The sequence below is a fragment of the Pantoea deleyi genome (assembly GCF_022647325.1).
GTDB lineage: Bacteria > Pseudomonadota > Gammaproteobacteria > Enterobacterales > Enterobacteriaceae > Pantoea > Pantoea deleyi.
In genome coordinates, this window is sequence record NZ_CP071405.1 from 3,888,078 (window position 1) to 3,910,421 (window position 22,344).

Sequence of the window (22,344 nt, forward strand, 5' to 3'; positions counted from 1 at the left end):
TCAATCATGCGTGTCTGACATAGGACGCGGACGACGTGCCAGCGCCACACCCGCGCCGGTTAATGCGCCAACCGCACCCCACAGAATCATCATGAACAGACGTCGCGGACTGTCACGGGAAACCGGCTCTTCCGGCGTACGCAGATAACGGTACGTCTGGAACTGGCTGTTCAGTTTTGGCCCGGCCTGCAGCGTCGTCAGCATTGCCCTGTTTTGATCATAGCTGATATCAAACGCCGGACCGGTCGCGCGCAGGGTATCCAGCTGCCCCTGCAGAACCGGCTGCCCGAGCAGGAAGAGATCGCTGTCCGCCAGGTTCTCACCCGCTTCACGCGTCTGTTTCTGACTGATGCCCTGCTGGCTGGCGATCTTCAGCGCCTGCTCAAGCCGATGCTGCTGGCGCTGGAAGACGGCATTCGCCACATCTTCCTGACGTTTTACCTGCGCCTGCAGCTGATTCGTGCGTGCCTGCCAGGCCCCTTTCAGCTCATCGTTCAGGTGACGCGCGGCGCGCTCACTGGCGTAAGCGATATACTGGCGCAGCAGATTGTTGGCGTCGCCCGCGGTTTCGGCTTTAAGTCTGACGTTGTCGGGCAGGTTATGCGCCGCGTCGGCGGGGGTGAAGAGAATATTGCCGATCATATCGTCGAGCAGAGCCGCATCGTTGTGCGCATTGCCCGTTTTGCGGCTTTTGTAGTAGTCGGTCTGCTGCCAGAACTCGCGACGCGTATCCCAGGAGGCGAGCTGCATCGTGAACTCCTGATAGACCTCATCCATCACGGTCGGTGACGGCGCCGCCAGGGTTAAGGCGTTGTTGCGTGCATCCAGGTTACTCAGGAACTGCTGTTGCGCATAGTAGGAACCCAGCATGTTGACCGTGGGTCGATCGGTGATCGCCGTGGTGCTCCAGACCTGTTTCATCAGCAGCGTGGCGAGCCAGGCGCCCAGCGCAAACAGCAGCGCCAGCCCGACAATCCAGCGCTTACCGCGCCATAAACGGCAGCCAAAGCTGCGTATATCCAGTTCGTTGTCCACAACGTCAGAAGGCATGCCAGCGTTATCCTTTATCAGCATCGGGTTCATTTATTTTTGGCTTCGCGGTAATGGCTCAGACGACGCTTGATGCGCCGCACACGTCGCGCCACACGCCACGCATGTTTCAGGCAGTAGCCGTAAACCATAAAAGCGCCCAGGAACAGCAGCAGCATCACCCATTCCGGAATGAAAGCCAGATATTCACCCAGCACACCGATACCGGCCAGGATCGCCGCTGCCACGGTAATCAGTACAAAGGCCTGACGCGAGCTGAAACCGGCTCGCATAATCAGATGGTGGATGTGCTGGCGGTCAGCCGAAAACGGACTCATGCCTTTGCGCAGGCGACGATACATGATCGCCACCATGTCCATCAGGGGAATGGCGATCAGCCACAGCGCGGTCACGGGGGTAATGGGATGACTCAGACCCTGGGTGGTTTCCAGCAGAATCCAGATAATGGTGAAGCCGATCATGGTGCTGCCGGCATCGCCCATAAAGACTTTAAAACGACGACCGAGGAAGCCGAGATTGAGCAGGATATAGGGCAGCGTGGCGGCGATCATCGCAAAACACCACATCGCGAGGCTGGTCTGGCCGTCGAAGTAGAGGATGATGCCCATCGCGGCAAAGGTGACTGAAGAGAGCCCGCCCAGCAGACCGTCAATGCCGTCCACCATGTTGAAGGCGTTAATCGCGGCCCAGACGGCAAACAGCGTCAGCACATAGCCGAAGGGCCCGACGATCAGCTCGATCGGACCGACGATGAACCCCAGGCTGAGCAGGTAGAGTTTGGCACCAAACATCATCACCAGCGCGACAATGGCCTGCACGACCGCACGAATTTTAACGCTGATGTCGAAACGGTCATCCAGCGCCCCGACCAGCACCAGCACACCGGCACAGCCCAGATAGAGCGGCGCATGGGGCAGATAGTAGTTGGTAATAGCGAACGTGAAGCAGATACCTGCAAACACAGAAATGCCGCCGACCAACGGAATCGCGCCATGGTGGCGTTTACGTGAGTTAGGCTTATCCACTAAACCAATTTTTTTAGCTGCTTTTCGAGCAAAAAAGAGGAAAGCCAAAGAAAAGAGAAAAATTAATCCAAGCTCAGTACTCATAGTGAGTAAATTCACGTTAAACGCTCTCAGCTAACATCCCGCACAACAATACGCGAAAAAGCTCGCCTGTCGCTGTGTCGGATTCCGAATTCTGCGTAAAGAGACGGACGAACGCGCAAACCTTCGCCATCGCTACCACAGTCATTATAAATGCTCCTGCCAGTGTTCAATCCTATAGCTCATAAATGAAAAACGCCACGTTGAGACGTGGCGTCGGGTCGATTTTCTGCGCATCCGGACTAAAAAAGCCGAATCAGAGGTTCGTCCTGGCAGTTTCGGATTAAGAACGCTTCATCATATCGAAGAATTCATCGTTGGTTTTGGTCATCGCCAGCTTGTTGATGAGGAACTCCATCGCATCGATTTCGCCCATCGGGTGAATAATCTTGCGCAGGATCCACATCTTCTGCAGCTCTTCCTGAGAAGTGAGCAGCTCTTCTTTACGGGTACCGGAACGGTTGTAATCGATCGCCGGGAAGACGCGTTTTTCAGCAATTTTACGCGCAAGGTGCAGTTCCATGTTACCTGTACCTTTAAACTCTTCGTAAATCACTTCATCCATCTTCGAACCGGTATCAACCAGCGCCGTCGCGATGATGGTCAGGCTGCCGCCCTCTTCCACGTTACGTGCCGCACCAAAGAAGCGCTTTGGACGATGCAGGGCGTTGGCATCCACACCCCCCGTCAGGACTTTACCCGAAGCCGGGACAACGGTGTTGTAGGCGCGCGCCAGGCGGGTGATGGAGTCGAGCAGGATAATAACGTCTTTCTTGTGCTCAACCAGACGCTTGGCCTTCTCGATCACCATTTCGGCGACCTGAACGTGGCGTGATGCAGGCTCATCGAAGGTCGAGGCGATGACTTCGCCTTTAACCAGACGCTGCATCTCGGTCACTTCTTCCGGACGCTCGTCGATCAGCAGCACCATCAGCACGCAGTCCGGATAGTTGTACGCCAGGCTCTGCGCGATGTTCTGCAGCAGCATGGTTTTACCGGCTTTCGGCGGTGCCACGATCAGGCCACGCTGACCACGACCGATCGGCGAAGCCAGATCCAGTACGCGGGCGGTTAAATCTTCCGTTGAGCCATTACCCCGCTCCATACGCAGACGCTTGTTGGCGTGCAGCGGTGTGAGGTTTTCGAACAGAATCTTATTACGCGCATTCTCCGGCTTGTCATAGTTAACTTCGTTAACTTTCAGCAGTGCAAAATAACGCTCACCTTCTTTTGGTGGACGGATTTTGCCAGAGATGGTGTCACCAGTGCGGAGGTTGAAGCGGCGGATTTGGCTGGGGGAAACGTAGATATCATCAGGGCCGGCGAGGTAGGAGCTGTCTCCTGAACGGAGGAATCCAAATCCATCCTGAAGGATCTCCAGCACGCCATCACCGAAGATGTCTTCGCCGCTTTTCGCGTGCTGCTTCAGGATTGAAAAGATAATGTCCTGCTTGCGCATGCGAGCCTGATTTTCCAGCCCCATATTTTCGCCGAGAGTAATCAGCTCAGCAACCGGCGTATTCTTTAATTCGGTAAGATTCATAGTGATGGGTTCTTAAACTCGGGGTAATACTCGGAATGTTTGTCGTGAATGGTATGGCAATTAATCCATGCCGTTAATGGCTCTTTTCGGCGCTTCCCGACGATCATCGTATGGAATGGCGATCGGTATGCAGGAAGATGTCCGAATGTGATGCCAGAGTTGGAGCTAACCGTAAGATTGCTGAACCGTTCTCTCGTTAAAAGGTACAGTGCGACAGGGTTCAACAAGGGAAAACTTTAAGATGCTAACTACAAGGTAAGTGCGTAATGCAGTATGGGTAACTTAGCACGCCTGAAAGCGAACGTCCAGCAGCAGGAGATAAATTCACCACTGCCAGACGTTCAGCCCTGAATTACGCCAGATTAGCGTTCAGGAACTCTTTCAGCTGGCCCTTAGACAGCGCGCCCACTTTGGTCGCGGCGACTTCGCCATTTTTGAACAGCAGCAGCGTCGGGATACCACGAATGCCATACTTCGGTGCCGTGCCTGGGTTATCGTCAATATTCAGCTTAGCGATGGTCAGCTTGCCATCATACTCTTCTGCAACTTCATCAAGGATTGGCGCGATCATTTTGCAAGGACCACACCATTCAGCCCAGAAATCTACCAGTGTAACGCCGTCGGCTTTCAGCACGTCGGTGTCGAAACTGTCATCGGTCAGATGAACGATTTTATCGCTGCTCATGTTTTACTCCACAAGATTATGCCTGGCGAATTGGCGTAATATATACCAATGTAGGTTGACTTTATTTCATCGGATACGCTTTCGTAAAGCGATAGTAAGCTGATATTCTACCACACTATGAGCAAAACACACTTAACTGAACAGAAGTTTTCCGACTTCGCCCTGCACCCGAAAGTGGTGGAAGCCCTTGATAGTAAAGGCTTTCAATACTGCACGCCGATTCAGGCGTTAGCTCTGCCATTTACGCTTTCAGGGCGTGATGTTGCAGGCCAGGCGCAAACCGGTACCGGCAAAACGATGGCGTTTCTGACGTCAACGTTTCATCATCTTCTTTCTCATCCTGCGGCCGAAGGCCGGCAGGTAAACCAGCCACGGGCATTAATTCTTGCGCCGACGCGTGAACTTGCTGTGCAGATTCATGCGGATGCCGAACCCCTCACCGCCTCAACCGGCCTGAAACTGGGTCTCGCCTATGGCGGAGACGGTTATGACAAACAGCTGAAAGTGCTGGAACAGGGCGTTGATATTCTGGTCGCCACCACCGGTCGTCTGATCGACTACGCCAAGCAGAATCACGTCAACCTGGGTGCCATTCAGGTCATGGTGCTGGATGAAGCCGATCGCATGTTCGATCTCGGCTTTATCAAAGATATCCGCTGGCTGTTCCGTCGCATGCCGCCGGCCACTCAGCGTCTGAGCATGCTCTTCTCGGCCACGCTCTCCTATCGCGTCCGTGAACTGGCGTTCGAGCACATGAACAGTGCGGAATATGTGGAAGTGGAACCGGAGCAGAAAACCGGCCATCGCATTCAGGAAGAGCTTTTCTATCCGTCCAACGAAGAGAAAATGCGCCTGCTGCAGACCCTGCTCGAAGAAGAGTGGCCCGATCGCGCTATCGTTTTCGCTAACACCAAGCACCGCTGTGAAGATATCTGGGGCCATCTGGCCGCCGATGGACACCGTGTTGGCCTGCTGACCGGCGACGTGGCCCAGAAGAAGCGCCTGCGCATCCTGGATGACTTCACCAAAGGTGATGTGGATATTCTGGTCGCCACCGACGTGGCTGCCCGTGGTCTGCACATTCCGGCTGTGACGCACGTCTTTAACTACGACCTGCCCGACGACTGCGAAGATTACGTTCACCGCATTGGCCGTACCGGTCGTGCCGGTGCCAGCGGACACTCAATCAGCCTGGCCTGTGAAGAGTACGCGCTGAACCTGCCGTCGATCGAAGAGTATATCGGTCACAGCATTCCGGTCAGCAAGTACAGCAGCGAAGCGCTGTTAACCGATTTACCGCCGCCTAAACGTCTGCAGCGCAGCCGCTCCGGTAATGGCCCGCGTCGCGGAGGCAACAACGCTAATCGTCGCGGTGCGCCACGCAACAACAACCGTAAACGTTCAGGTTAGGCCATCATGCTAAGCGCGTCGTCACTCTATGCAGCGATTGATTTAGGGTCTAACAGCTTTCATATGTTGGTGGTGCGCGAGGTCTCAGGCAGTATTCAGACCGTTGCGAAAATTAAGCGCAAGGTTCGCCTTGCGGCCGGACTGGATAAAAATAACCTGTTGTCAGCCGAGGCGATGTCGCGCGGCTGGCAATGCCTCAGACTCTTCTCTGAACAACTGCAGGATATTCCCCTCGATCAGATTCGCGTGGTGGCGACCGCCACGCTGCGTCTGGCGGCTAACGCGCAGACGTTCCTCGACACGGCTCAGCAGATCCTCGGCTGTCCCATCAACGTCATCAGCGGCGAAGAAGAGGCGCGCCTGATTTATCAGGGTGTGGCCCACACCACCGGCGGTTCCGACCAGCGTTTAGTGGTCGATATCGGCGGCGGCAGCACCGAGCTGGCGACCGGCGACGGCTCCCATGCCTCGGTCCTGTTCAGTCTGCCGATGGGCTGCGTCACCTGGCTGGAGCGCTTCTTCAGCGATCGTCATCTGGCAAAAGAGAACTTTGATCAGGCAGAGCGCGCTGCACGGGCAATGATCCAGCCTGTTGCCACCCAATTGCGTGAGCAGGGCTGGCAGGCGTGTGTCGGTGCCTCCGGCACGGTGCAGGCGCTGCAGGAGATCATGGTGGCCCAGGGCATGGATGAGCGCATCACGCTGAATAAACTTCAGCAGCTGAAGCAGCGCGCCATTCAGTGCGGCAAACTGGAAGAGCTGGAAATCGAAGGGCTGACGCTGGAGCGGGCGCTGGTCTTCCCCAGCGGCCTGTCGATCCTGATCGCCATCTTCCAGGAGCTGAGTATCGACAGCATGACGCTGGCGGGCGGCGCCCTGCGCGAAGGGCTGGTCTACGGCATGCTGCATCTGCCGATCGATCGCGATATCCGTACCCGCACGCTGCACAACGTCCAGCGCCGGTTCAGCATCGATGTCGAACAGGCCGACCGCGTGCGTCAGCTGGCTGAGAGCTTTTTCCGCCAGGTTGCCACGCCGTGGAAGCTGGATCAACACTGTCGCGAGCTGCTGCTCAGCGCCTGCGCGATCCACGAAATCGGCCTGAGCGTCGATTTCCGCCATGCGCCACAGCATGCGGCCTATCTGGTGCGTCACCTGGACCTGCCCGGCTTTACCCCGGCGCAGAAGAAGCTGCTGGCCTGTTTACTGCAGAACCAGAGCGGCAGCATCGATCTGGCGCTGCTGACCCAGCAGAACGCCCTGCCGCCGCGCCTGGCGGAACGGATGTGCCGTCTGCTGCGGCTGGCGATCATCTTCTCCACCCGTCGTCGCGATGACACCCTGCCTGCGGTGCGGCTTCAGGCGGACGATGATGCCCTGCATCTGACCCTGCCTGCGGGCTGGCTGGAGGCGCATCCGCTGCGCAGTGAACTGCTTGAGCAGGAAAGCCATTATCAGTCTTACGTCCACTGGCTGTTAACGCTGTCGTAAGTCCGGCCCGGTGAGGCGAATGTCTATCGCCTCCCCGTTTTCCCGCCTTACCCCTTCTTCGCCTTATCCAGCATCGCTCTCAGCCCGGCGACCCGGCTCTGACCGGTTTTCATCCGCTCCTCGGCACTGACCACCTTGCGCTCAGTCTCCCACTGCAGATCGTCCTGCGGCAGCTCCAGCAGAAAACGACTCGGTTCAGGCCGGACCAGCTCGCCATATTGCCGGCGTTCACGACACAGGGTAAAGGTCAGCTCTTTCTGCGCCCGGGTGATGCCCACGTAAGCCAGGCGGCGCTCCTCTTCGATGTTGTTCTCATCGATGCTGCTCTGATGCGGCAGCAGCCCCTCTTCCATCCCGACGAGGAACACATAGGGGAACTCCAGCCCTTTTGAGGCGTGCAGCGTCATCAGCTGCACCTGATCCAGCTCCTCATCGCTTTCGCCGCGCTCCATCATGTCGCGCAGGGTAAAGCGGGTGACGACCTGCGCCAGCGTCATCGGCTCGTCGATATCGCTGCCCTCCAGCATTTCGGTCATCCACTGAAACAGCGTATTGACGTTCTTCATCCGCATCTCGGCGGCTTTCGGACTGCCGGAGGTTTCGAACAGCCAGCTCTCGTAGTCGATGCCGCGGATCAGGTCGCGGACGGCATTGACCGGTTCGCGTTCGGCCAGCTGGATGATCTCATTCAGCCAGTGGGTAAAGCGCTGCAGGTGCTCCAGACCGCGTCCGGTAAGAGTCTGCCCCAGCCCGACATCAAAGCTGGCGTTAAACAGGCTTTTACTGCGCAGGTTGGCCCACTCGCCGAGTTTCTGCAGCGTGGCCGGGCCAATCTCACGGCGCGGCGTGTTCACGATGCGCAGGAACGCGCTGTCATCCTCGGGATTGGTCAGCACGCGCAGGTAGGCGAGCAGATCTTTGATCTCCGGCCGTGAGAAGAACGAGGTGCCGCCCGAGATGCGATAGGGGATGCGGTTCTGCATCAGGAACTTTTCAAAGGTTCGCGACTGGTGGTTACCACGGTAAAGGATCGCGTAATCTTTGTACTGCGTCCGGTTGATAAAATGGTGCGCGATCAGCTCGCCGGTCACCCGTTCGGCTTCGTGCTCTTCGCTGTTGGCGGTCAGCACCTTGAGTTCGCTGCCCTGCCCCAGCTCCGAAAAGAGCCGCTTTTCAAAAACGTGCGGATTGTTGGCGATCAGGATGTTCGCCGCTTTCAGGATGCGCTGCGATGAGCGGTAGTTCTGCTCCAGCTTCACCACCTCCAGCGCCGGGAAATCCTGGTTAAGCAGCACCAGATTCTGCGGCCGTGCGCCGCGCCAGGAGTAGATCGACTGATCATCGTCGCCCACCACCGTGAAGCGCGCGCGCGCGCCGACCAGCAGCTTCACCAGCTCATACTGGCTGGTGTTGGTATCCTGATACTCATCCACCAGCAGGTAGCGGATACGCTGCTGCCAGCGTTCGCGCACCTCCAGATTACGCTGCAGCAGCAGCGTCGGCAGCAGGATCAGATCGTCAAAGTCCAGCACGTTGCACGATTTGAGATGCTGGCTGTAGAGGGCGTAGCAGTGGGCAAAGATATGATCCTGCTGCGATCGCGCCTGCGCGATCGCGGTTGGCGGATCGACCAGATCGTTCTTCCAGTTTGAGATGGTGGAGATCAGCTGCTGTAACAGCGTCTTATCCTCTTCCAGCCACTCTTTCGTCAGCTCTTTCAGCAGCGCGAGCTGATCCTGATCGTCGAACAGCGAGAAGTTGGACTTCATGCCCAGCGCCGCCGTTTCGCGCTTGATGATCTCAAGACCCAGCGTATGGAACGTCGAGATCAGCAGGCCGCGCGCCTCTTTACGGCCCAGGGTCTGCGCCACACGCTCTTTCATTTCGCGCGAGGCCTTGTTGGTAAAGGTCACCGCCGCGATATGGCGCGCCTGATAGCCGCACTCACGAATCAGATGGGCAATTTTATTGGTAATCACGCGGGTTTTACCCGATCCCGCGCCCGCCAGCACCAGACAGGGACCGGTAACAAATTCGACGGCACGTTGTTGGCTGGGGTTTAAACGCATAGAAGAAATCGCCTGATTGAATCAAAAGAAAGGGGTTTATACTGGGCGGCAATTATACACAACCGAGATACCAACATGGCGAAAACCGCGGCGGCTTTACACATCCTGGTCAAAGAGGAAGCGCTGGCAAAAGAGATTCTGGCGAAACTGGCGAAAGGCGGCAATTTCCAGCAGCTGGCAAAGAAACACTCAACCTGCCCTTCCGGCCGCAAAGGGGGCGATCTGGGGGAGTTCCGTCAGGGACAGATGGTACCGGCCTTTGATAAAGCGGTCTTTACCTGCCCGCTGCTGACGCCTTACGGGCCGGTAAAAACCAGCTTTGGTTACCACATTATCAAAGTGCTCTACCGCAACTGATCACTTCTTCTGCTTCATCTGCTGCAGTACGGTGCTGCACTGGTTATCTTCGTTGTCGCTGGGGGAGATCAGTGCCAGCAGCGCGGCGGCCGGACCGACCACCGCGCCCAGCGCCACGGCTGCGGCACCACGCGCCAGCAGCGGCCCCGTTTTAACGCCCGCGTCAGGATTTTTAAACGTGCCGCGCACATAGAGCGGCGAACGCAGCGTCACGATACGGATGCCTTTACTCTCGGGATTGACCGAGAGATCCAGCCGCTCACTGGCAAAGTTCGCGTTGCCTGACACGTTGATGATCGCGTTCTCGGTATCGAACACAAACAGGTTGGGCGTCGCCAGACCATTCTGCAGCCGGATATCTGTGGCGGCGCAGTTGATACGCACCTGATCATCGCCAAACAGTTTGCCCACCAGATAGTTACCGACGTTCAGGCCGGCGATCTCCATCAGGCTGCGGCTGATCAGGCCATCGTTCATCAGCAGCTTAAGCTGGCCGTTGCTGGTCGCGAGCAGGTCGGCTACCGAGTTCCCTGTGCCGGTGAAGCTGGCGTCGCCATTAAGCTGGCCGAGGCTGTTCTGCATCGCCTGCACATCCGGGAACATCTGACGCAGGCGCAGCTTACGCGCATGCAGATCCACGCGCCCGCGCATCGGTGAGCGACTGCCATCAAGACGGATAGTGCTGTTCAGGTTGCCGCCTGCTACACCAAAGCGCAGCGGATCCAGCAGCAGGTCACCGTTTTTCATCTGCAGATGGGTATAAAGATCGCTTAACGGCAGCGAATTGCTGTGTTCGATACGTTTGCCGCTGAACTTCACGTCGGCATCCATCACGTCCCAGCTTTTGGTCTCAAACTTATCGTGCGGCAGTACACGGTCGGCAGGCTGATTCGATTTCTCTCCGCGCCGGGCCTTCGCCTGTGCCGTTTTCTCGCTGCCTTTGCCGGAATCCACACCAATCAGCGGCCCCAGATCGGCCATCCGCAGCTGCTCGGAGGTCAGCTCGCCACTGAGGGTCGGGCGGGGTTTAACCTGGCTGTAGACCAGCGATCCATGAATATCGCTGTCACCGATGTGACCATTGAATTTCTCATAGCGATAGACCGCGCCCTGTTTGCCGCTGAATTTCGCGATCAGATGACCATCGGTTTCATAGGGCGGCGTGTCCGGCAACAGGACGCCGGTCAGGCCATACAGGTTCGCCAGCGTATCGCCGGCGAAACGCAGCCGCACGTTGAGCCCACCGAGGTTCATCGGATCCTGCAGGCCACCGGTCACCTGAACGCGGGTGGTGCCATTGCGGACATCGGCCTGAATCGGGAACGGGGTGTTCTGGCTGCGCAGCGACAGCATGCCGCCGATCTTCCCTTCGCCGCTGAGCTTCTCGTTGTTGTAGCTGCCACTGGCCTTCCAGCCAAAGACGAAGTCGCCCGCGCCTTTCTGCTGGTCATCGCCGCCGGCAATCTGCGCGTAAGGCACCGGTTTACCCAGCGGATTGATCTGAACGGTGACGTCCGCGCGATTCACCGCATCGCGGTAGCGAATCTGCCCCTGATCAAACAGAATGTTATCCAGGCGGAATGACCAGGCGGAGGGCGTTTTCGCCTTCTCATCGCTGTCACTGCTGGCGAGGTCGAACGTCCAGTTGTTCTTCTTATCGGCCGTCTGGATCAACCGGGCATCAGGCCGCTGCAGTTTAATCCAGGGGATAAACAGCTCTTTGTGCAGCAACGACAGCGGGGCCAGCGTCGCATCGGCCCGCTGCAGATGCACCATGGTCACGTCAGGAATGCCGGGCGGGTTGCCCAGCATGATATCTTCCGCATGCAGCTGCGGCCACGGCACCCAGCGCCGCCAGCCTGACTCGTCACGATGACGCACCCAGTCGACACCCAGATCTCCGCGAATCGCAAAGGGCCGGTTTAACTCGGTCGAGACTTTCTGATTGATAGTGGGTTTCAGGCGGTTCCAGTCAAAGGTTGCAATGATGACGATGATCACCACAATCAACAGCACCAGAATTCCCACGACCCAGCTGACTATTTTCCCGGTACGCGACATTACGCTTTCTCCTTGCACATTCACGGTCTGGGTTAAAGATAGTCGAGACCACGGCTAACGGCATCAGGGAAGCTGGAGAGTAAGGTGATTCAGTTCGGGAAATGGAACCGGGCGCGAAAAGTAGTAGCCCTGCGCCGCAATCGCTGACGAGGCTTTAACCTGCTGCCACTGCGCTTCAGTTTCGACGCCCTCCACGATCACGCCGTTGCAGTAGCGGTTGATCAGCGCCAGCAGCATCGGAAACAGGCCGCGCCCTTCATCGCTGCTGTCCAGCAGCATAAACAGGTCGCGCGATAACTTGATGTAGTCATACTTCAGCTCGGTCAGCGCCGAAAAATTTGCCATCCCCGAGCCAAAATCATCCAGCCACAGCGGGCCCAGCTCCGTAATCTTCGCCACTTTTTCCGGCTGCGGCAGCGCCTGATGCTCAGTCAGCTCAAAACGGAGCCAGGGCAGACGGGCGATAAGACGGCGAATCACGGGCTGGTGCTGGATCGCGAGCAGAGAAGGCCCGTCGATGTTGACCGAAGCCATCACTGCATGGCGCTCAAAATAGGATGACCACTGCGTGAGCAGATCCAGCTGCTCATGCACCACGTTCAGGCGCTGCGCGACATCGAGCCCGGCAAACCAGGCTTCGGGAGAGAGCGGCTGGTCCGGCGCGGCGGGATGAGCCACGGCGGTCAGCAGCTCAATGGCGAGCAACCGGCCGCTTACCCGGTAGATAGGCTGAAAGCGATAGTGCCGCTGACATTGTTGCCAGAAGAGCGGGCTTTCGGGGCAGTGATTGAGGTCAGTTGAAGACGGCAGCCTCTGAAGAATACTCTCCATTACCATTTTTTTTCCTGGTGGGTAACTGGTCCCCAAAACGGGTGACGCTGCCGCGATTATCGGGGTTGCCTGTGATAATGCGATGAACAGCCCGGCCACATTAAACCGGGAGTTTATCAGCCATTTCGTTAAGATAATCGGCAAAACAGGCCGGAATTAGCCGCGCTTATCTGCCAGATCGGCACTATTCAGCACCTTAAGCTAAATTAAAACGCTGTTTTAAAAACGTTGACGTCTGCCATACCAGACGCGAGACTAGCGTGATATTTCACTGGGGGTTCCGAGCCATGACGCAAAAGAAAATCGCCATCATTGGCGAATGCATGATTGAGTTGTCTGAAAAGGGTGAGAACATTAAACGCGGTTTCGGCGGCGATACGCTTAACACCGCCGTCTATCTCGCCCGCCAGGTTGATACGCAGCAGCTGCGGGTCGATTATGTTACCGCACTGGGAACCGATTCGTTCAGCGACCAGATGATCGCCGCCTGGCAGCAGGAGCAGATCAACACCGACCTGATCCAGCGTCTCAGCAACAAAATGCCGGGACTCTATGTCATTGAAACGGATGCCGACGGTGAACGTACATTCTGGTACTGGCGCAGCGATGCGGCAGCGCGTTACTGGCTCGACAGCCCGGAATCGGCGGCGATCGCCGAACAGCTCACCCACTACGATTACCTCTATCTCAGCGGCATCAGCCTGGCGATTCTGCCGTCAGCGAGTCGTGACCGGCTGATGGCGCTGCTGGCGCGCTGCCGGGCAAACGGCGGTCAGGTGATTTTCGATAACAACTACCGCCCGCGGCTCTGGACCGATCGACTTAGCGCACAGGCCGCCTATCGCGCAATGCTCAGTCATACCGATATCGCCTTCCTGACGCTGGATGATGAACATCTGCTGTGGGGCGAACAGCCGCTGGAGGAGGTTATCGCCCGCACCCGCCAGGCGGGTGCCCGTGAGATCGTGATTAAACGGGGCGCGGACGCCTGCCTGGTGGCTCTCGATGATGCGCCGCTGATCGAAGTTCCTGCGCTCCGCCTGGCGAAGGAGAAGGTGATCGACACCACCGCAGCCGGTGATTCATTCAGCGCCGGTTATCTGGCGCGCCGTCTGACCGGTGCCGCCGCAGACGCCGCCGCACAGCGCGGACACCAGCTTGCCAGCACCGTGATCCAGCATCGCGGGGCGATTATCCCGGCGGAGGCGATGCCTGACTGAATGACAGGCAGCCCGCCAGAACAGTGCGCCTCCGGACGCATTTTCTGGCGGGCGGGCGATAACGGTCAGAACCTGACCCGGCACAGGCTGGTTTTACGCACAACGCGGCTGACTGAACTGCATCTGATAGAGCCGGGCATAGGCGCCGTTTTTCTCCAGCAGCTGCTGATGCGAGCCGCGCTCCACGATCTCCCCCTCTTCAACCAGCAGGATCTCGTCGGCCTTTTCGATGGTCGAGAGCCGGTGGGCGATAATCAGTGTGGTCCGGTTCTGCTGCAGCGTCTCCAGTGCTGACTGGATCGCGCGTTCAGACCCGGTATCCAGCGCGGAGGTTGCCTCATCCAGGATCAGAATCGGGCTGTCGCGCAGCAGCGCACGGGCAATGGCGATGCGCTGGCGCTGCCCGCCCGACAGCAGTACCCCGTTTTCCCCGATCACCGTATCCAGCCCGTTCTCCATGTTATTGATGAACTCAAGCGCATGCGCCATCCGCGCCGCGTGTTCGATCGCCTCCCGGCTGAACACGGCCGTACGCGCATAGGCGATATTGTTGGCGATGGTGTCATTGAACAGGTGAACATGCTGAGAGACCAGCGCCACCTGCTCGCGCAGCGAAGCCAGGGTGTACTCACGCAGATCGTGACCATCCAGTAAAATTTCGCCGCTGTCGATGTCGTAAAACCGCGTCAGCAGGCTGGCCAGGGTGGATTTTCCCGAACCGGATCGCCCCACCAGCGCCACGGTTTTACCGGCGGGCAGGGTCAGATTGATCTGCCGCAGCGCCGGCTTTTCCGCGCCCGGATAGGTAAAGGTGACATCGCGGAATTCAATCGATCCGCTGGCGCGCTGCACGACCCGGCGGCCCTCATCTTTCTCCTGTCCGGTATCAAGGATCGTGAACAGGGTCTGGCAGGCGGCCATCCCGCGCTGGAACTGCGCATTAACGTTGGTCAGCGACTTTAAGGGCCGCATCAGCATCAACATGGCGGAAAAAATCGCACTGAGGGTGCCCGCCGTCAGCGTGGCCATCACCGACGGGAAACTGGCCGCGTAGAGTACAAAGGCGAGCGCAGAAGAGGCGATCAGCTGAATAAGGGGATCGGAGAGCGATGTCGCCGACACCATTTTCATCCCCTGACGACGCATCGTGTTACTGACCTGTCCGAAGCGGGTGGTTTCCGCCTGCTGACCGCCAAACATCAGCACCTCTTTGTGCCCTTTCAGCATCTGCTCAGCATGGGTGGTCACCTGTCCCATGGTGTTCTGCATGTTTTTGCTGATGTGGCGGAAACGCCGGGAGACGATGCGGATCGCCAGCGACACAATGGGGGCCAGCAGCAGCAGGATCAGTGAAAGCTGCCAGCTGTAATAGAACATCATCGCAAACAGGCCAAGAATAGAGGCGCCTTCACGCACCACCGTCACCAGCGAACCGGATGAGGAGGCGGCGACCTGCTCGCAATCGTAACTGATGCGGGAAAGCAGCGTGCCGGTCGACTGCTGATCGAAGAAAGCGACCGGCATCCCCATCATATGGCTGAAGAGGCGACGGCGCAGCGTCATCACCACGTTGCCCGACACCCAGGCGATGCAGTAACTGGAGATATAGCCGCTGACACCGCGGATCAGGATCAGCCCGACAATCACCAGCGGCATCCAGAGCAGAATACCGCGCTTATTTTTGCCAATCACGTCGTCCAGCAGCGTCCTGAGCAGGGTCAGCATAAAGGGATCGATGGCGGCATTGACGATCAGGGCGAGCCCCGCGACCAGCAGCCCCGCTTTAAACGGAGAAATCGTCGGCCACAGACGACGAAAGGTTTCGCGGGTAGAGAGATCGTTATCAGACATGCTATGAATCTTACCGTTGTGAAGGAACGGGCGATCTTATGTTAAACCGCATCAACCAACAGGAAACTGCGTGCGGCTGAATAAGGCCAATCAGTCTCAAATGAGACTGGTACGTTAGCCTCAGCCGCGCAATAAACATCATTCTGCCGCCGGAATCATTATTCCCTCTTATGCGCGGGCAGTGCGATATCCGGCAAATTTTGGCTAATAAAGTGACCTCTTCCGGCCATTTAGATTAAGCAGAAAAATTGTGATTTAAATCGGTCACACTGCGGGCAAACCGCTTAAACCCCTCTTATAATTTATTGATTAATATTAATCAGTTACCCGAATAAATCGGCCACCAGGCATAGTCCGAATCTGGGTCGTTTTACCCTTTTCGGATGGACGACCGCCTGAAAAAAGACCATCTTTTAATCAAAAGACAGCAGGACGCTGTTCTCTCCGGCCGCGAACAAAAAATTAAAAGACTCTTCGCATCAGGATCTATTTATGCACACAGAAATTATTAATATCTGGCCACACGGTGATGCACCTGGCGCCAGCGATTCACGCGCACAGCCGCAGATTGTCGATATGGCAAAAGAGTATGAACCTTACGATCGCGCGGCCACCGGTGTGCGCTGCCCGGAGATCGCACTCTGGCATCCCGTCGAATCCAACGGTATCACCCTGCTGGTCGCACCGGGCGGGGGCTATCAGCGGGTAATGATCGACCGCGAAGGCAGCGCCCTGGCAACCTTTTTTACCTCGATGGGTTACACCCTGGCGGTGATGACCTATCGCCTGCCCTATGATGGCCATCATGAAGGTCCCGACGCGCCGCTGGCGGATGCGCAGCGCGCCGTGCGCGTCCTGCGTGAACGGGCACAGCGCGGTCTTAACGGCAAATATATCGTTATGATGGGCTTTTCAGCGGGGGGACACGTAGCGGCCAGCCTGGGCACGCGCTTTGCGGAGAAACTCTATCCGGTGCAGGATGGCGCAGAAAACTTCTCTCCGCGTCCCGATGCGATGATCCTGGTCTATCCGGTGATCAGCATGCGTGACGGCATCGCGCATGAAGGGGCGCGAACCCGTCTGCTGGGCGCATGGCCCGATCAGAAAACGATTGAGGCCTACTCGCTGGAAACCCGCGTTCATCCTCTGGTGCCGCCGACGCTGCTGATCCACGCCGCCGACGACGAAGCCGTTTCGGTGAACCACAGCATGGCGTTTTTTGGCGCACTGCGTGAACACAAGGTCCCGGCAGAGGTGCATTTTTATCAGAAAGGCGGGCACGGATTTGGTATCCGTGGCGTGGCCGACCTGCCCCTTGCCAGCTGGCCCATGTTAGTGACCGAGTGGCTCAGGGCAAAGACCTGAGGTTACGCGGCGGGCGGAACGTCTTTGACGTTGCTATCCGGCGCACTGGTTTCATTGCCGGTCGCCGGTGCCGTTGACGGCGCCATCACTTTATCCCAGCTGTTCTGCAGGCTTTTGACGTTGGTTTCCGCTTCGCCTTCCGGCTGGATCAGCACCATCATCAGCTCCTGCGTCAGCTGCTGGCGCAGCTCCTGGTTTAACTGCTCGCGGGTCAGCCCGGCCAGGAACGTCTGACGCAGCTTCTGATACTGCTCAGGGGCGATATCGACCACGGCATTCTGCTGGGAGCGCAGCCGCTGGCTCATCAGCACGTCGGTGTCGGTGCGGGCGTAAGTGGTAAACAGCTTGTTCAGCTCCAGCAGCTTCTGCGCCATCAGCGCATCAAACTCCTCCTGCGGTAAGCCCTTGTCACGCACGTTTGCCAGCTCACGCGCCACCAGACTCATATTCTGCGCCAGACTGTCGTTGCGGCCATCCATGTTGATGGAGCACTGCGCACGCTGATACAGCACGCGACAGTCAAAGCCGACCTGGATACCCTGCGCCTTGCTGTCACTGAGGGCGCGCTGGACATGCCAGAACAGCGCTTCACGCGCCAGATCGCCCTGCCAGTAACGCTGCAGATTCTGGGAGTCGCGAATCGGCTGCCACGGCGTATCCCACACCAGCGACAGACGATCCTGCGTCATGTTGCCGCTGACCAGGTTCACCGGCTCGTGCGGCAGCGGCGACAGGGTAGGCAGAGGCGCAGGCGCATCGCGTTTGCCGGTTAACGGCGAGAAGATTTTGTTGATTTGCTCAGAGAGACTGCGGCTGTCGACATTACCAACCACATAGAGCGTCATCGCATCCGGGGTGTACCACTGATGATAAAAGTCGTTGAGCTGCGTTAAATCCACCGGCGCACGCGGCTGTGCGGCGGGATCGTGAGCCAGCAGCGCAGAGCCTTTCAGGCGATAGCGCCACCAGACATCCTGCGGATCTTTCGGCCAGGTGACGACCGGATCGGAGGCGCTGAGCGCGGTATTCACCACCGCATCGGTGATGGCCATGTTGCCCGCCGTGGCCGCCAGCCAGTTCAGGGCCTCTTTCAGCAGCTCGGGACGGTTGTTGGGCAGGCTCAGATTATATTGGGTGTAATCATAGGAGGCGATCGCGGGCGGCAGTGGATGCTGAGGATCCATCGCCTGTTGCCATAGCGCGCGCTGCTGTTGCGTATCCAGCGCGGTGTTGTGCACCATCGCCAGACGCGGCAGCAGATGGCTGAAGCCGGTCTGTTGCGCACTCTCCACCAGCGACCCGGTGTTCACCACCAGCCGCAGTTCGATGCGATCGCTGGGGCGTTGCGGTGTGGCCAGTAACTGCCAGTTAAATCCATTATCCAGCTTGCCTTCCTGCCAGGCCGGATCCGGTTGCAGCGTTTCTGCCTGGAGACCATAGCTGGTCGCAGCCAGCACTAATCCACCAACCAAAAGCCGAATTCTGGTGCCCTGCATGTGAACCCCTACTCAAATAATTCAAATATTGTCATCACTGGCGCGTAGAGCCGCTGTTATTAACGAATCGGCGGGCGCCGAATCGCGCTGTTATCCAACAACAAAGTGTTTGACCACAGGAAGTTCAGGATGTCGCGCAGCGAAGTGAAAAACGTCAAAAAAAACAAGTGGGGTTCATTATGCAAATGCCCGCTGTCAGGGCAAGCGACAGCGGGCATTTGTGGCGATTTAAGTAAAATTCAATGATTAAATGGAAGATTCAGACGCTTTATTCTCCTTATTCCGGCCTGCCAGGGTGTCGTCGAGCTGTTTGTGATCGAGCTGATCGACCCACTTCGCAACCACCACTGTCGCCACGCCGTTACCGATCAGGTTCGTCAGAGCACGCGCTTCAGACATGAAGCGGTCAATCCCGAGGATCAGCGCCAGACCCGCCACCGGCAGATGACCTACCGCCGAGAGCGTCGCCGCCAGCACGATAAAGCCGCTTCCGGTCACCCCGGCGGCTCCTTTGGAGGAGAGCAGCAGCACCACCAGCAGCGTAATCTGATGGAAGATGTCCATGTGCGCATTGGTGGCCTGCGCGATAAACACGGCGGCCATGGTCAGGTAGATCGAGGTGCCATCCAGGTTAAATGAGTACCCCGTCGGAATAACCAGCCCCACCACCGACTTCTTACAGCCCAGCCTTTCCATCTTATCCAGCATGCGCGGCAGCGCAGACTCGGATGAGGAGGTGCCCAGCACAATCAGCAGCTCTTCTTTGATATAGGCAATGAACTTAAAGATACTGAAGCCGGCAAACAGGCGGGCAATCAGCCCCAGCACGATCACGACAAACAGCACACAGGTGATATAGAAGCAGATAATCAGCTGGCCGAGCTGCACCAGCGAACCCACGCCATATTTACCGATGGTGAAGGCCATCGCGCCAAATGCCCCTATCGGTGCCAGACGCATGATCATGTTGATGATGCCGAAAATCACCTTAGAGAAGCTTTCGATCACGTTGAAGATCAGCGTGCCGGTGTTACCCAGACGATGCAGGGCAAAACCAAACAGAATGGCAAACAGCAAGACCTGCAGAATGTTGCCGCTGGCAAAGGCGCCAATCACGCTGTTGGGGATCACATCCAGCAGGAAGGCGACGATACCCTGCTGCTCGGCCTGCTGCGCATACACCGCCACGGCTTTGGCATCCAGCGTGGCCGGATCGACGTTCATTCCGGCACCCGGCTGCACCACGTTCACCACAATCAGGCCGATAATCAGCGCGATGGTACTGACGATTTCAAAATAGAGCAGCGCAACGGCGCCGGTCCGGCCAACCGCTTTCATGCTTTCCATGCCCGCGATACCGGTCACCACGGTACAGAAAATAACCGGGGCGATAATCATCTTGATTAATTTAACGAAGCCATCTCCCAGAGGCTTCATCTGGGTCCCTAATTCCGGGTAAAAATGGCCTAACAAAACGCCGATGCCAATCGCCATCAGCACCTGGAAATAAAGGCTTTTAAAAAGTGAGGTTTTCATAAACAGGTGTCCACTAACGCCATGAGGTGATGTTGTCGGATTTGTTATTGTGACTGACGGGCAACCGGGGTGGCGCCTGACAGTAACCCGAAAATAACACTCTGTTTACGTGATTAATACAGGGTGACAAAGCCCCAGGAAACCCTGGGGTCGTATTTCTGAACTGAAACGCTTCAGCAAGGGGTTTTGTAACTAAAATTCTCGCAAAATCAATGAATCAGGCAATTATTGCGCCGGTGAGGATTTTTCGATCCAGAGCGCATTGAAGCGGCTGACCGGCAGGGCTTCCGCGTAGAAATAGCCCTGTCCGATGGCGATCCCGCGCGCCAGCAGCCAGTCGCGCTGTTCGGCGGTTTCCACGCCTTCGGCGATCACCTCAAGATGAATAATCTCGGCGATGGCCGCCACGATGCAGACCATGGTGTCATCGTCCGGCAGCGCCGCCACGAAGCTGCGATCCATCTTGAGCTTGTTCACGGGCAACGCTTTCAGCTGATGCAGATAGTTCAGGTTGGAGTAGCCCATGCCGAAATCGTCCAGGGCTACCGCCACGCCGGTCTGCTGGAGCATACGCAGCATCGACATCGACTGCTGTGCATCTTCCAGCTGCGCCGTTTCGGTCACCTCCAGCACCAGCGTGCCGGGAGCGATGCGATGACGCGCCAGCAGCGACTGCAGATGCGTGACCACACCGTTATCGCGCAGCTGCACCGCAGAGATATTGACGCTCAGCGGCAGCATGATGCCCTGTCGCTGCCAGCCCGCCAGAATGCGACACGCCTCCTCAAACACCCAGCGGCCAATCGCACTGATCACCCCAATCTCTTCGGCGCTGGCGATAAACTCTTCGCTCAGGCCGTAGCTGCCATCCGGCTGGCGCATGCGCAGCAGCGCTTCCGCGCCGGTTAAGGTGCCGGTGCGCATATCGACCTGCGGCTGCAGATAGAGGGCAAACTGCTCGTCGTGCAGCCCCTGCAGGATGTCATGCTCCTGCGTCAGGCGCTTCTGCGCGCGTTCGGTCAGCGCAGCGTCGAAGAACAGGATCTGATTTTTGCCCTGATGACGGGCCGACATCATCGCCGAGGTGGCGCGGTCCAGCAGCTCATTGGCGCTCAGCGGCTGATCGTCGCGCAGCGCCAGGCCGATGCTGACGTTGGGTCGCAGCTGCAGCTGATGCAGATTGACCGGCTGATTCAGGCGAATCATCAGGTTGCGCGCCAGACGCAGCGCGCGGAACGGATTACTGGCGCGCTTCATCAGCAGGACAAAATCGCTGACGCCGGTCTGCGCCAGCAGCGTGTGGTCATCCAGCGTGTGGCGGATCTTCTCCACCAGCGTCAGCATCAGCGTATCGCGCTGCTCGTCGCTCAGGACGCCGTTAGCTTCCTGCAGGGTTTCGATGCGGATCACCATCAGGCCCAGCGACCGTTCAGGATTGCACATGAACTGCTCGACCAGCGCCAGGAACAGGGTGCGGTTGGGCAGATCGGTGACGGCAAAATGGGTGGTCAGCCGGCTCATCTCATCGTGTATCGACTCCAGCACCTGCTGATTGCGGTTGTAACTGCGGATCAGCATGCCGATTTCGTCATCGCGGTGGCTCGGCGGCAGGGCGAGTTTATGCGTCAGAATCGACTGCGGCGGCAGCTCCTGCAGCTCGCGCGCGAGATTGCGCAGCGGATGCACCACCAGCCGGTTGATGCACCAGCTGATCGACACGGACAGGATCAGCGCCAGCAGCAGATAGGTGATAATCATGGTCGAGAGCGTGCTGAGGATAAACTGGTAGACGCGCGTTGAATTCGCCTGCAGCACCAGATAAGCCAGCGGCTTCGGCATGCCGGTGTTCTCCACCGAGTAGAGTGGCAGGGTGATCTGGACCGGCAGCTCAAACAGCCGGGCCACCAGGCGCGGCACCGGTTTTTCCGTCTCGAAGTCGGCGTGCAGCGCCTGAAACGCATTCGGCAGCACCACATCGGCGCGCGATAAAATCCCGGCCGGTTTCAGGGAGTGAAGAATGCGTTCGGCCTGCGGGATATCCGCACGCAGCACCGCCTCCGACAGCGGCTGACGAACGGTGTGGGCGATGTTCTCCATCTGCTGGGCGTAGTCAATCCTGCGCTGCTGCACAAAATGAAACAGTTGGATGACGATAAAGATACTGATGGCGATAACCGCAACCAGCGAAACTGTCGCCATCTGCTTTATCGTAAGTGATCGGCTTACGCGCAAAAATTCTCTCCCGAGGATGAAAAAGCCCAGATAGCAGACAG

General features: G+C 57.7%; 16 protein-coding genes. 5 read left to right on the forward strand and 11 right to left on the reverse strand.

All coding sequences use genetic code 11. The annotated features are described in order from the left end of the window. The 4 genes from wzzE to trxA all read right to left on the reverse strand — a co-directional run bounded on the left by wzzE (window position 1) and on the right by trxA (window position 4,384). Window positions 1-1,050 carry an ECA polysaccharide chain length modulation protein gene (wzzE, locus tag J1C59_RS18260; protein ID WP_128085497.1) on the reverse strand — a complete coding sequence of 350 codons (1,050 nt, stop codon included), beginning with the start codon at window positions 1,048-1,050 and terminating at the stop codon, window positions 1-3. A 29-nt stretch (window positions 1,051-1,079) separates the two neighbouring features. Then, on the reverse strand, window positions 1,080-2,159 hold the full coding sequence (gene wecA / locus J1C59_RS18265; RefSeq protein ID WP_128085498.1) for a UDP-N-acetylglucosamine--undecaprenyl-phosphate N-acetylglucosaminephosphotransferase: 1,080 nt from the start codon (window positions 2,157-2,159) through the stop codon (window positions 1,080-1,082). 280 nt (window positions 2,160-2,439) lie between these two features. After that, window positions 2,440-3,699, reverse strand: a complete 1,260-nt coding sequence (rho, locus tag J1C59_RS18270) for a transcription termination factor Rho (RefSeq protein ID WP_003851960.1) — start codon at window positions 3,697-3,699, stop codon at window positions 2,440-2,442. 352 nt (window positions 3,700-4,051) lie between these two features. Then, window positions 4,052-4,384 carry a thioredoxin TrxA gene (trxA, locus tag J1C59_RS18275; RefSeq protein WP_003851963.1) on the reverse strand — a complete coding sequence of 111 codons (333 nt, stop codon included), beginning with the start codon at window positions 4,382-4,384 and terminating at the stop codon, window positions 4,052-4,054. 117 nt (window positions 4,385-4,501) lie between these two features. Here trxA and rhlB point away from each other — a divergent pair, with 117 nt between their 5' ends. Both rhlB and ppx read left to right on the forward strand, forming a co-directional pair. Beyond that, the gene (rhlB, locus tag J1C59_RS18280; protein WP_128085499.1) at window positions 4,502-5,794 is read left to right on the forward strand and encodes an ATP-dependent RNA helicase RhlB; all 1,293 of its coding nucleotides are present in this window, start codon (window positions 4,502-4,504) and stop codon (window positions 5,792-5,794) included. A gap of 6 nt (window positions 5,795-5,800) precedes the next feature. Beyond that, a complete protein-coding gene (gene ppx / locus J1C59_RS18285) occupies window positions 5,801-7,285 on the forward strand; it encodes an exopolyphosphatase (protein WP_128085500.1) in 1,485 nt (494 codons plus the stop codon). Between the two features lie 47 nt (window positions 7,286-7,332). Here the strand turns inward: ppx and rep are convergent, their stop codons facing one another. Beyond that, entirely contained in the window at window positions 7,333-9,354 is a 2,022-nt protein-coding gene (rep, locus tag J1C59_RS18290) for a DNA helicase Rep (protein ID WP_128085501.1), read from the reverse strand. Window positions 9,355-9,429: 75 nt separating this feature from the next. Here rep and ppiC point away from each other — a divergent pair, with 75 nt between their 5' ends. Then, complete coding sequence (gene ppiC, locus J1C59_RS18295; protein ID WP_111139451.1) at window positions 9,430-9,711, forward strand: peptidylprolyl isomerase PpiC; 282 nt, start codon at window positions 9,430-9,432, stop codon at window positions 9,709-9,711. Here ppiC and J1C59_RS18300 read toward each other — a convergent pair whose 3' ends face one another. Further along, window positions 9,712-11,772, reverse strand: coding sequence for an AsmA family protein (locus J1C59_RS18300; RefSeq protein ID WP_140917359.1), 2,061 nt, complete (start codon window positions 11,770-11,772; stop codon window positions 9,712-9,714). It abuts the gene before it with no gap. A 63-nt stretch (window positions 11,773-11,835) separates the two neighbouring features. Further along, a complete protein-coding gene (gene pdeH / locus J1C59_RS18305; RefSeq protein ID WP_128086314.1) occupies window positions 11,836-12,609 on the reverse strand; it encodes a cyclic-guanylate-specific phosphodiesterase in 774 nt (257 codons plus the stop codon). Window positions 12,610-12,890: 281 nt separating this feature from the next. On the opposite strand from pdeH, the gene kdgK reads away from it, so the two are divergent. Continuing rightward, window positions 12,891-13,823, forward strand: a complete 933-nt coding sequence (gene kdgK / locus J1C59_RS18310; protein WP_128086315.1) for a 2-dehydro-3-deoxygluconokinase — start codon at window positions 12,891-12,893, stop codon at window positions 13,821-13,823. 93 nt (window positions 13,824-13,916) lie between these two features. Here the strand turns inward: kdgK and msbA are convergent, their stop codons facing one another. Beyond that, window positions 13,917-15,674, reverse strand: coding sequence for a lipid A ABC transporter ATP-binding protein/permease MsbA (gene msbA / locus J1C59_RS18315; protein ID WP_140917358.1), 1,758 nt, complete (start codon window positions 15,672-15,674; stop codon window positions 13,917-13,919). A gap of 492 nt (window positions 15,675-16,166) precedes the next feature. On the opposite strand from msbA, the gene J1C59_RS18320 reads away from it, so the two are divergent. Continuing rightward, complete coding sequence (locus J1C59_RS18320; RefSeq protein WP_111139446.1) at window positions 16,167-17,039, forward strand: alpha/beta hydrolase; 873 nt, start codon at window positions 16,167-16,169, stop codon at window positions 17,037-17,039. A gap of 2 nt (window positions 17,040-17,041) precedes the next feature. On the opposite strand, the gene J1C59_RS18325 is transcribed toward J1C59_RS18320, so the two are convergent. The 3 genes from J1C59_RS18325 to hmsP all read right to left on the reverse strand — a co-directional run bounded on the left by J1C59_RS18325 (window position 17,042) and on the right by hmsP (window position 22,303). Beyond that, on the reverse strand, window positions 17,042-18,535 hold the full coding sequence (locus J1C59_RS18325) for a M16 family metallopeptidase (RefSeq protein ID WP_128086316.1): 1,494 nt from the start codon (window positions 18,533-18,535) through the stop codon (window positions 17,042-17,044). 246 nt (window positions 18,536-18,781) lie between these two features. Continuing rightward, complete coding sequence (locus J1C59_RS18330; RefSeq protein WP_128086317.1) at window positions 18,782-20,071, reverse strand: dicarboxylate/amino acid:cation symporter; 1,290 nt, start codon at window positions 20,069-20,071, stop codon at window positions 18,782-18,784. Window positions 20,072-20,296: 225 nt separating this feature from the next. Further along, entirely contained in the window at window positions 20,297-22,303 is a 2,007-nt protein-coding gene (hmsP, locus tag J1C59_RS18335) for a biofilm formation regulator HmsP (protein WP_128086318.1), read from the reverse strand. Window positions 22,304-22,344: the final 41 nt, after the last annotated feature.

Coding starts and splice junctions, on each gene's coding strand:
- wzzE (WP_128085497.1), bottom strand. CDS start 1,050: ATGCCTTCTGACGTTGTGGACAACGAACTGGATATACGCAGCTTTGGC.
- wecA (WP_128085498.1), bottom strand. CDS start 2,159: ATGAGTACTGAGCTTGGATTAATTTTTCTCTTTTCTTTGGCTTTCCTC.
- rho (WP_003851960.1), bottom strand. CDS start 3,699: ATGAATCTTACCGAATTAAAGAATACGCCGGTTGCTGAGCTGATTACT.
- trxA (WP_003851963.1), bottom strand. CDS start 4,384: ATGAGCAGCGATAAAATCGTTCATCTGACCGATGACAGTTTCGACACC.
- rhlB (WP_128085499.1), top strand. CDS start 4,502: ATGAGCAAAACACACTTAACTGAACAGAAGTTTTCCGACTTCGCCCTG.
- ppx (WP_128085500.1), top strand. CDS start 5,801: ATGCTAAGCGCGTCGTCACTCTATGCAGCGATTGATTTAGGGTCTAAC.
- rep (WP_128085501.1), bottom strand. CDS start 9,354: ATGCGTTTAAACCCCAGCCAACAACGTGCCGTCGAATTTGTTACCGGT.
- ppiC (WP_111139451.1), top strand. CDS start 9,430: ATGGCGAAAACCGCGGCGGCTTTACACATCCTGGTCAAAGAGGAAGCG.
- J1C59_RS18300 (WP_140917359.1), bottom strand. CDS start 11,772: ATGTCGCGTACCGGGAAAATAGTCAGCTGGGTCGTGGGAATTCTGGTG.
- pdeH (WP_128086314.1), bottom strand. CDS start 12,609: ATGGTAATGGAGAGTATTCTTCAGAGGCTGCCGTCTTCAACTGACCTC.
- kdgK (WP_128086315.1), top strand. CDS start 12,891: ATGACGCAAAAGAAAATCGCCATCATTGGCGAATGCATGATTGAGTTG.
- msbA (WP_140917358.1), bottom strand. CDS start 15,674: ATGTCTGATAACGATCTCTCTACCCGCGAAACCTTTCGTCGTCTGTGG.
- J1C59_RS18320 (WP_111139446.1), top strand. CDS start 16,167: ATGCACACAGAAATTATTAATATCTGGCCACACGGTGATGCACCTGGC.
- J1C59_RS18325 (WP_128086316.1), bottom strand. CDS start 18,535: ATGCAGGGCACCAGAATTCGGCTTTTGGTTGGTGGATTAGTGCTGGCT.
- J1C59_RS18330 (WP_128086317.1), bottom strand. CDS start 20,071: ATGAAAACCTCACTTTTTAAAAGCCTTTATTTCCAGGTGCTGATGGCG.